Source organism: Rhodococcus sp. NPDC057529 (assembly GCF_042802055.1).
GTDB lineage: Bacteria > Actinomycetota > Actinomycetes > Mycobacteriales > Mycobacteriaceae > Rhodococcus_F.
Genome location: NZ_JBHVEY010000003.1, coordinates 478,254 through 487,356, shown reverse-complemented (window position 1 = coordinate 487,356; position 9,103 = coordinate 478,254). Strand labels below are relative to the sequence as shown.

General features: G+C 67.4%; 8 protein-coding genes. 3 read left to right on the top strand and 5 right to left on the bottom strand.

From position 1 onward, the window contains the following. Positions 1-63: 63 nt before the first annotated feature. Positions 64-1,206, bottom strand: coding sequence for a mandelate racemase/muconate lactonizing enzyme family protein (locus tag ACFU5V_RS08175; protein WP_378698280.1), 1,143 nt, complete (start codon positions 1,204-1,206; stop codon positions 64-66). 353 nt (positions 1,207-1,559) lie between these two features. Here ACFU5V_RS08175 and ACFU5V_RS08170 point away from each other — a divergent pair, with 353 nt between their 5' ends. Continuing rightward, the gene (locus tag ACFU5V_RS08170; RefSeq protein ID WP_378698278.1) at positions 1,560-2,060 is read left to right on the top strand and encodes a flavin reductase family protein; all 501 of its coding nucleotides are present in this window, start codon (positions 1,560-1,562) and stop codon (positions 2,058-2,060) included. A gap of 33 nt (positions 2,061-2,093) precedes the next feature. Then, positions 2,094-2,921, top strand: a complete 828-nt coding sequence (locus tag ACFU5V_RS08165; protein ID WP_378698276.1) for an IclR family transcriptional regulator — start codon at positions 2,094-2,096, stop codon at positions 2,919-2,921. A gap of 43 nt (positions 2,922-2,964) precedes the next feature. Here the strand turns inward: ACFU5V_RS08165 and ACFU5V_RS08160 are convergent, their stop codons facing one another. Genes ACFU5V_RS08160 through ACFU5V_RS08150 form a run of 3 tightly spaced genes read right to left on the bottom strand, consistent with a single transcriptional unit; the run spans position 2,965 to position 7,219 of the window. Then, a complete protein-coding gene (locus ACFU5V_RS08160; protein WP_378698274.1) occupies positions 2,965-4,146 on the bottom strand; it encodes a CaiB/BaiF CoA transferase family protein in 1,182 nt (393 codons plus the stop codon). Beyond that, a complete protein-coding gene (locus ACFU5V_RS08155) occupies positions 4,143-5,858 on the bottom strand; it encodes an acyl-CoA dehydrogenase family protein (protein WP_378698272.1) in 1,716 nt (571 codons plus the stop codon). Before ACFU5V_RS08155 ends, ACFU5V_RS08160 begins: the two co-directional genes overlap by 4 nt. Continuing rightward, positions 5,855-7,219 (bottom strand): MFS transporter, encoded by a 1,365-nt coding sequence (locus tag ACFU5V_RS08150; RefSeq protein WP_378698270.1) that lies wholly within the window; start codon positions 7,217-7,219, stop codon positions 5,855-5,857. The genes ACFU5V_RS08155 and ACFU5V_RS08150 overlap by 4 nt, the downstream gene beginning before the upstream one ends. Positions 7,220-7,358: 139 nt before the next feature. Between ACFU5V_RS08150 and ACFU5V_RS08145 the strand changes: the two genes are divergently transcribed. Then, positions 7,359-8,261, top strand: coding sequence for a LysR substrate-binding domain-containing protein (locus ACFU5V_RS08145; protein ID WP_378698268.1), 903 nt, complete (start codon positions 7,359-7,361; stop codon positions 8,259-8,261). 164 nt (positions 8,262-8,425) lie between these two features. Here the strand turns inward: ACFU5V_RS08145 and ACFU5V_RS08140 are convergent, their stop codons facing one another. After that, entirely contained in the window at positions 8,426-9,019 is a 594-nt protein-coding gene (locus ACFU5V_RS08140) for a TetR family transcriptional regulator (RefSeq protein WP_378438688.1), read from the bottom strand. Positions 9,020-9,103 lie beyond the last annotated feature (84 nt).

Genomic DNA, 9,103 nt, shown 5'->3' with positions numbered 1-9,103 from the left:
AAAGAACAGGCGGGGGGGGAACAAGACAAACCCCCCCCCCCGACGCGGCTTTTCGGTGTTACCTCAGTCGCTCCACACGGCCACCGGATCGCCGAGCACCGCCTCGTCGACCTCGATCCCGAGTCCGGGGGTGTTCGGCGGCAGGATGCCGCCGTCCTCGGTCAGCACGTCGAACCTCGCGGTCGGCAGTGTCACCATGTCCTCGCAATTGAGGACGCAGCGCAGCGTACGCGGCGGGACGGTGGCGCCGAGTTGCACGATCGCCGCGAACGCGATGGACGAGCCGACCGTGTCCTGCACGCTGACGGTCATCCCCGCCGCGCGCGCGATGTCGCGGTGACGACGGCCGCGGGTCAGACCGCCGGCCTTGGAGATCTTCAGTCCGATGCCGTCGGCGACGTCGTGCGCCGAGGCGAACGCGATGTCGTAGTCCTGCTGCGCGAGTTCGTCGACGATGATCGGGTACGGGCAGCGCTGGCGGAGCGAGATCGTCTCCCGCCATGTGGCGCAGGGGGCCTCGAGCACGAAGTCCAGACCGTGCGGCAGCATCCGGAGCATCCGCAGCGCGGTCTCCGGCAACAGTCCACCGTTCGCGTCGACCAGGAAGAACTCACCGGGCTGCTTGTCGGCCAGGGATGCGGCGATCCGCTCCGCATCGAGCGCGGGTCCGCCCTCGCTGTCGAGTGCGCCGACCTTGATGGAGTGGCCGCGATATCCCTTGGCACGGTGATCGGCGACGCGGCGGCGCATTTCCTCCGGTTCACCGGCGTAGATCGAGGAGATCATCGACATCGGAACACCGGTCGAACCGCCGAGGAGCTCGGCGACCGGAAGCCCGACGGACTTGCCGAAGACGTCCCAGCACGCGACGTCGAGCGCGGTCTTGGCGTGGTTGTGACCGACGAGTGCCTCGTCCATCGCGTCGTTGATCCGCTCGACCTGACGTGGGTCCCGGCCGAGCAGGTGGGGTGCGATCTCCGCGATCCCGGCGCGGGTGCCCAGAGCATGGGAGGCGATGTAGGTGGAGCCGAACGGTGTGCTCTCGCCCCACCCCTGCCGGCCGTCGTCGGTGGTGATGCGGACGATGGAGGCATCGAACGAGGTGTACGAACGGCCGCCCGAGAGTACATAGACACCGCCCGAGTACGGCAGGTCCACCTGGAAGAGTTCGATCTGCGCGATCTTCACCTGTTCTCCTTCGTTCATCTGTTCTCGTGTGTTCCGAGCCGAGGTTCCACCGGGTTGTTCAAATTCTGAACACTGTGATTGAAATTGTGACATGGCCCTCAATGGCGGTCAACACGGCCCGGCGTCACACCGCGCCGTCGCAGTTCCGCCCACCCCCCGATTTGATCTGCGCACGGAATACCTTGCTGAACAACACCGCGCCACATCATCTGCACCGAGAAACTCTTGCCCGAACGGTGACCCCGAAACGCTTGACAGGGTGTGACCCAGGACGCAATACTTACACCAGTTTGAACATAACGTTCATAAATTGAACGTATGTAGTAGTCCCCGACACCGGCACCCGCGCCGCGACCCGAAGAGGAGCCACCATGCTTACCTCGACCATCGACCAGGCCCACTACCGCACCGTGATGGGGAACCTGCCCACCGGTGTCGTCGCCCTCTCCGGCATCACCGCCGACGCCGAACACCCTTGCGGCCTCGTCGTCGGCACCTTCCAATCACTGTCTCTGGACCCACCCCTGGTCAGCTTCAGCGTCGCCCACACCTCCACCAGCTGGCCCAAGGTCCGCGCCGCCGGACGACTCTGCGCCAGCATCCTCGCCGCCGGCCAGGAACCGATCTGCCGCGCCCTCTCCAGCAAGCAACCCGACAAATTCGCCGACATCGACTGGTCCCTGTCCGAGGCCGGATCCCCCCGCATCACCGGAGCCCACGCCTACGTCGACTGCGAAATTACCCACGAACTCGACGGCGGCGACCACGCCATCGTCATCGCCCGCGTCCTGCACATGGACACCGGACACGGCGAGCCCCTCGTCTTCCACCAGGGCCGACTCGGCGGAATCCGGCAACTCACCGCCGCCTGACCCACCACTGGAACCGAAAGCATCGGGGGCGCAATGAACGAGCCGAGGACGGCCACAGTGATCGCAGTGAATCCCGGCGAGCCGGCGGAGATTGCCAACAAGTCGGTGACCAAGGCTGTCCGTCTTCTGCGCGAGCTTGCATCCCGGCCCAAGACCGGCGCGATGGTGAGCACCCTCGCCAAAGCTGTCGGGATCTCCCGTCCCACCGCATTTCGTCTGCTCCACAGCCTCGAGCGGACCGGCCTGGTGGATCGCATCGACAACAACTACATCCTCGGTTCGGAAATGTCCCGACTCGGACGGCACGCCGACCCCTGTGCCGGTCTGGCAGCCCGCGCTCGGCCGTTACTGCAGGAGCTGGCCGACACGTTCGACGAAACGGTGACCTTGTCGGTGCCGAATGCAAGGGACGAGCTCGACCTCATCGCCGAGGCCGCCGGCTCACACGTCGTGGGCACGACATCGCGGATGTCCCCCCACATGATAGGCAAGCAGTATCCCCTCCACGCCAGCTCCAGCGGCAAGGTCCTCCTGGCCGAGTGGCCGATCAAGAAGGTCCTCGGCCGCCTGCCCGACAAGCTCGAGGCATACACCGCGCAGACAATCACCGACCGCGCGGCCCTGCTGGCCGAACTCGATCGGATCCGCGAAAACGGCTTCGCTCTCATCGACAACGAGCTCGAGGAAGAGTTGATTTCCCTGTCTCGTCCGGTCAAGGATTCGTCCGGAAACCTGGTGGCGATCGTGTCCCTCAACGGTCCCCGATACCGGTTCGGCCCCGACCGCATTCCCGAAGGCCTGCAACAGATGCAGCGCCTCGTCGAGCGTCTCGCCGAGGCGTTCTGGCGGGATTCGGAATAGATCCGCACGGAACGGGAGCGTCGCGCGCCCGGGGTGGCCGGGTCTATCCGCCGACCACCGACTTCGGCCGGTGGGCACCCAGTACCGCATCCGTGTCGGCGCCGAGAATCGGCGGCGCGGACGTCAGGTGCGGGCGTTCGCCCGCGAAGCTGACCGGGAACGCGATCTGCCGCAGGCTGCCGATCGTCGGGTGGTCGACCGTGCCGATCATGCCGAGGGCCGCGGTGTGCGGGTCGGCGTAGATCTCGTCGAGGTGCCGGATCGGTGACACGGGAACCGCATGGGTGGTGAGCGTGTCGCACCAGTGCTCGACGGTGCCCGACGCGAACGCCGTCGACAGTTCCCGCTCCAGATCGCCGCGATTCGCCACCCGGTCCCGGTTGCGCTCGAATCGCGGATCGGCCGTCAGATCGTCGCGTGCGATCGCCGAACACAGGCTTGCCCACTGCGCGTCGTTGCCCACCGCGACGACGAAGTATCCGTCGCTCGCGGGGAACGCTTGATAGGGAGCGAGATTCGGATGACCGGAACCCAGCGCGCCGGGACGCTCCCCCGTGGCGAAATAGTTCGTCGCCCAGTTCACGTGCAAGGCGAGCTGACACTCGAACAGCGACGTCGTCACGTACTGCCCGCGGCCGGTCCGCGACCGCTCGACGAGGGCGGCGAGCACGCCGATCAGACCGAACAGCGCCGCCCCCAGATCGCCCATCGCGAATCCGGCCTTCATCGGCGCCCCGCCCGGCTCACCGGTCAGCGACATGAGGCCGCCGGCGGCCTGCGCGATCATGTCGTAGCCGGGTTCGTCCCGCAACGGCCCCTCCTCCCCGAACGCGGAGATGTGCAGCACGACCAGGTGCGGGTACCGCTCGGACAGCGTCCGGTAGTCGAAGATCCGCTGCAACCCGCTGCCGGGTTTGAAGTTCTCGACGACGACGTCGGTCTCCTCCAGGATGCGGTGGATGAGGTCCTGTCCCTCTTCGGATTTGAGGTCGACGGTCACCGATTTCTTGCCCCGGTTGATCGCGAGGTAGTACGTGGCGTCGACGCCGACGAACGGTGGGCCCCACGACCGTGTCGGGTCGCCGCCCTCGGGGTGCTCGACCTTGGTGACGTCGGCACCGAGGTCGGCGAGCGACATGGTGGCGTACGGTCCGGCGAGGATCTTGGAGAGGTCCAGCACCCGCACCCCGGCGAGGGGTGCCGGCCCGGTGTGGGTGGTGTTCACAGGAGAACTCCTGTTGCAGAGTCGGTTCGGGGCGCGGCGGCGTGCGCGACGTCCTCGGCGACGTCGGTGCCGTCGACGACGGCCGCGAGGTTCCGGAGGGCGGCCTCGGGAACGTCTCCGGACTCGCCGGCGAGGTAGGCGTTCGCGACGAGCAGCGACCGGTAGCCGCTGCCCGCGCCGACCGCGAAATCCGCCAGATCGAACAGCAGCGTGGCCATCGCCGCACGGGCCAGCGCGTTCGCGTGGCGCGCGCACCCGGCCTGCGCGGTGTCGTCGTTCCCGGCGACGAGCAGATCGCCCTCCGCGACGAGGTCGTCCCACCGCCGGCGGAGAATCTCGGCGCCGAGACCGCAGTCCGGTCCGAGGCCGTCGAGGATGCCCCGCATCGTGTCCGCCAGACCGCGGTGCGCACCGAACTTACGCATGCACCGCAGCACGTCCAGGGCGATGACGTTGCTCGACCCCTCCCAGATCGACCCCAGGTGGGCGTCCCGGACCAGGCGGGCGTGTGCCCATTCCTCGATGTAGCCGTTGCCGCCGCGGATCTCCATGGCCTCGCCGGTGACGACGCGCGCCCGTTTGCAGATGTAGTGCTTGGCGAGCGGGGTGAGCACCCGGATCAGGGCCCGCGCGGAGTCGTCGCCGGCGTCCGCCGACTGCAGGCACTGCGCGCTGTACGCCACCAGGGCGAGCGCCGCCTCGGCGTCGAGAGCGAGGGGTAGCAGGGTGGCGCGCATCAGCGGCTGGTCGAACAGGGTCTTGCCGAACACGACCCGCTCCCGGGTGTGGTCGACGGCGTCGCGTACGGCCCGCCGCATCAGGGCACTCGACCGCATCGCGTTCGACAGCCGCGACGTGTTCACCATCTCGGCCATCTGCCGGAACCCGCGGTCGAGTGCGCCCACCTGGAGGGCGTACGCACCGGTCAGCGACACCTCACCGCTGGGCATCGAGCGGGTACCGAGCTTGTCTTTCAGCCGGTCGATCGTGTAACTGTTGCGCTCGCCGTTCGCGAGAACCTTGGGCACCATGAACATTCCGACGCCGCGGGTGGAGCCGTTTTCGCCGCCGGGGAACCGGGCGAGGGTCACGATGACGTCGGCGTCGGGATTCGACGCGAACCACTTCTTCCCGGTCAGCCGCCACGCGTCGCCGTCGCGTTCCGCCAGGGTCTCGGTGCGGGCGATATCCGTGCCTGCCTGCGGTTCGGTCATGAACATCGCGCCGGTCATCGCACCCTCGGGATCCGTCGACGTCAGCGCGTCGATCCACGGCCCGAACACGTCCGGCTCACCGAACATGCGCAGCGTGCGGGCGGCGGCGTCCGTCATCGACACGGGGCACGCCAGCCCGAACTCCGCCTGCACGAAGACGTACGACGCGAGGTATTTCACCAGATGCGGCGGGACCTCGTCCCAGCCGTGCAGGCCGCCGCGGTGCGACAGTGCGGACAGTCCGTATTCGCTGTAGGCGGCGCGGCACAACTCCTGGTACGCCGGGTGGTACGAGATCCGGTCGATGCGTTCGCCGTCCCGATCGAACTGCTGCAGCACCGGCGGATTCTTGTCGGCGGTGGCGGCGAGGGCGTCGAGCCGGTTGTCGGCGTCGGCGCCCAGACGGTCGAGCAGGGCGTTCAGCTTGCCGCGGTCCGACAGCGCGGTCCACCGGTCGACGACGATGCGCAGGGCGGGGTCGGTGTGTGCGAAATTCATGAGTGGGCGATATCTTTCCGGGTCGAGGTGTGGGCGGGAAGGGGCTCTGTGTCCGGGCTCCGCCGGGCTTCGCCTCTGCGGAGCAGCAGCGTCATGCAGGCGAGCGACAGCACGACGTAGCCGAGTCCGAGGGCAACCACCGGCCAGATCGAGTCGGTACGGGTGAGCAGGAACTGGCAGAGCATCGGGGCGGTTCCGGCGAAGATCGCCGTGGACAACTGATACGACAACGAGATTCCGGTGTACCGGACGTTGGTCGGGAAGACCTGGGCGAGGATGCCGGCGAGCGCGGCGTAGTACATCGCGTGCGGCGCCGTGGCCAGCACCATGCCGAGCATCGCGAGTGGCACCGACCCGGTCTGAACGAGCAGGAACATCAGGGGCAGCAGGATCAGTTCGGGCAGCAGCATCCAGCGCACCGCCCGCGACGGATCGATCTTCGTGGCCAGCACGGCGCCGAACGGCTGCACGAGCACCTGCGCGACGAGCGCGATCGTGATCACGAGGAGGAAGTCCCCGCGGTCGAATCCGAGATCGGCGGTGGCCCACGCGAGTGCGAATGTCGTCTTGACGTAGGTGATGGCGACGCCCGCGACCACCGCGCCCACACCGAGGACGAGTTCGACGGGGTGCGAACGCAGCACCTCCACGAGCGGCATCCGGGTGCGTTCCTGCGCGACGACGGCCTTCTTCATCTCCGGGGTCTCCGAGATGCGCAGCCGGATGTACAGCGCGACGACGACGAGTGCGGCGGACGCGAGGAACGGCAGACGCCAGCCCCACGATTCGAACACGCTGTCCGACAACAAGGTCAGCGCGAGGAAGGCCAGGGTCGCGAGCAGATTGCCGACGGGCGATCCCTGCTGCGCAAACGCGCCGTAGAGCACCTTCTTGTTCGGCGGCGCGAATTCGGTGGCGATGAGGACCGCGCCACCCCACTCACCGCCCATGGCGATGCCCTGGACCACCCGGAGCGCGACGAGCAGGATCGGCGCCCAGATCCCGATCTGCGAGTAGGTGGGGAGGCAGCCGACGCCGACCGTTCCGATCCCCATCAGGATCAGCGTGATGATGACGGCGTTCTTGCGTCCGAACTTGTCCCCGAAGTGACCGAACACGATCCCGCCGAGCGGGCGGGCCACGAAACCGATCGCGAACGTCGCGAACGCGGCGAGGGTACCCACCGCGGGCGAGGCGTCGGGAAAGAACAACCGGCCCAGCACCAGCGCGGAGGCGGTGCCGTAGATGTAGAAATCGAACCACTCGATGGTGGTGCCGACGAAAGCGGTGACACCTGCTTTGCGGGCCTGCCGGGTGCTGTATTCGGGTGGTGCCGCGTCGCGGCCGGGATTCGGATTCACGGTTCTCCCTGACTGTGGTACTCGGGCGTCACACCGAGGTAGAGGTGGTGTGCATCACTATGGTCGGGATTCCGTGTACAGTCCAAGACTTAATTCAGCTTGTTTAGGTGATCCAGACACATAGTCCCCGAGGAGCGTCATGGAACTCCGCCACCTGCACGCCTTCCTCGCGGTGGCCGAAGAACTGCATTTCGGGCGTGCCGCCGAGCGTCTCCATGTCGCGCAGTCCCCGCTCAGCCAGACCGTGCGGGCCCTCGAACGGGAACTGGGCACCGACCTGTTCGTTCGCACCACCCGCTCCGTGCGCCTCACGGCCGCGGGCGAGGCGCTGGTGGGTCCGGCCCGGACCATCGAGGCGCAGATCGGGATCGTCCGCGACATCGCGCAGGCGGCGGCCGCCGGGGAGACCGGCCGCGTGACCGTCGGGTTCGGTGGCGCTGGCGGCTACACGGTGCTGTCGGTCCTCGCCCGCTCCCTCGCCGACGCCTACCCCGGCATCGAACTGGACCTGCGCCCGCAGATGTACTCCGGCGAGGTGCTGGACGCTCTCGGGCGCGGCACCCTGGACATGGGCATCGTCGGACTGCCGGTCCCGCGGGGTTTCGCGACGCACACGGTGCTCGAGGAGGCGCTGATGGTCGCGGTCCCTGCCGGGCACCGCCTCGTCGACGCGGGCGCGGTCGCTCCCCGGGAACTGGCGGGCGAGCGGTTCGTGATCTATCCCGCCGAACACGGCTCCGTGGTCCGCGACGCCACGATCGCGCTGTGCGCGGCAGCAGGATTCGCCCCCGTCGTCGCGCACGAGGCACCCGACCCGTACAGCCTGCTCGCAATGGTCGGCGCCGGAGTCGGAGTTGCCGTGGTGGTGGATTCGACGGCGCACCTCACGATGGACGGCGTCGAATACCTGCCCCTCGCCGGCGACGCCCCCACCCTCCCGATCGCCATGGCCTGGCAGGACTCGAATCCCTCACCTGCGATGCAGACCGTGATCCGCGTACTACGCGATGTGATCGGCAATATCCGTTCCGTGGGGGCTTGACCGAATTTACTAACGTCTATAGTTTATTCGCAGTGAGACAAGTCACGCTGGATGTAGCATCGTCTCACACTCGAATATGCGATTCACCAGCCCGAGGAGGTCGGAGATGTCTTCACCGCCTATCGCCTGCCCATCGACCGGCCCGTACCGGAGTCGGTCGCCGGTCAGCTCCCACCGTCGACGTCGACGCCGACCAGGAACGCTCTGAGCATTTCGACGAACAGCGCCTCGTCCGCATCGGTCGCTGCCGCGGAGCGTTCCACCGCGGCGTTCGGCGGCAACTCGACGAGGGCGGGCCTGCCCGTCGCAGTGCACATCGCAGATCCCACCGTCATCCGGTGCGTGGCTTCGAGCAGAAACAGATGGCGTGACAGCGGAACTCCCTGCTCGCCCAGCAGCGTCGAATACTGCGCGTAGAGCGTGTGCAGCAGCTTCTCCGGAAACCAGGTGAACACCACCGGAACGACGTTCGGATGGCGGAGCAACGAGTTCCGGAACTCGAGAGACTCCGCGATCAGCCATTCCCGCCACTGTCCCGGTGCGGGATCGGGAATCCGAGGAGTCTCCAGAACCACAGCCCGCGCCACCTCGGACAGGATCTCGGTCTTGTCCGCGAAATGGTTGTACAGAGAGGGCGCCCGAACATTGAGCGCCGTGGCGATTCTTTCCAGACTGAAGCCTTCCATACCGTCGCGATCGATGATCTCGATCGCGGCAGACACCACGGCGCTCCGCGTGATCGCCGGCTTGCGTCCCACTGATCCTCCTCCGGTCCGCGCGAATCGTACCCCCGACGGCCGTCCACTCGCGGTGCCGAGACCCCACACCCATGACAAGGAGCA

Bases quoted from the DNA above. Each gene is read 5' to 3' on its own strand.
- ACFU5V_RS08165 (WP_378698276.1), top strand. From the start codon at position 2,094: ATGAACGAGCCGAGGACGGCCACAGTGATCGCAGTGAATCCCGGCGAG.
- ACFU5V_RS08155 (WP_378698272.1), bottom strand. From the start codon at position 5,858: ATGAATTTCGCACACACCGACCCCGCCCTGCGCATCGTCGTCGACCGG.
- ACFU5V_RS08175 (WP_378698280.1), bottom strand. From the start codon at position 1,206: ATGAACGAAGGAGAACAGGTGAAGATCGCGCAGATCGAACTCTTCCAG.
- ACFU5V_RS08170 (WP_378698278.1), top strand. From the start codon at position 1,560: ATGCTTACCTCGACCATCGACCAGGCCCACTACCGCACCGTGATGGGG.
- ACFU5V_RS08145 (WP_378698268.1), top strand. From the start codon at position 7,359: ATGGAACTCCGCCACCTGCACGCCTTCCTCGCGGTGGCCGAAGAACTG.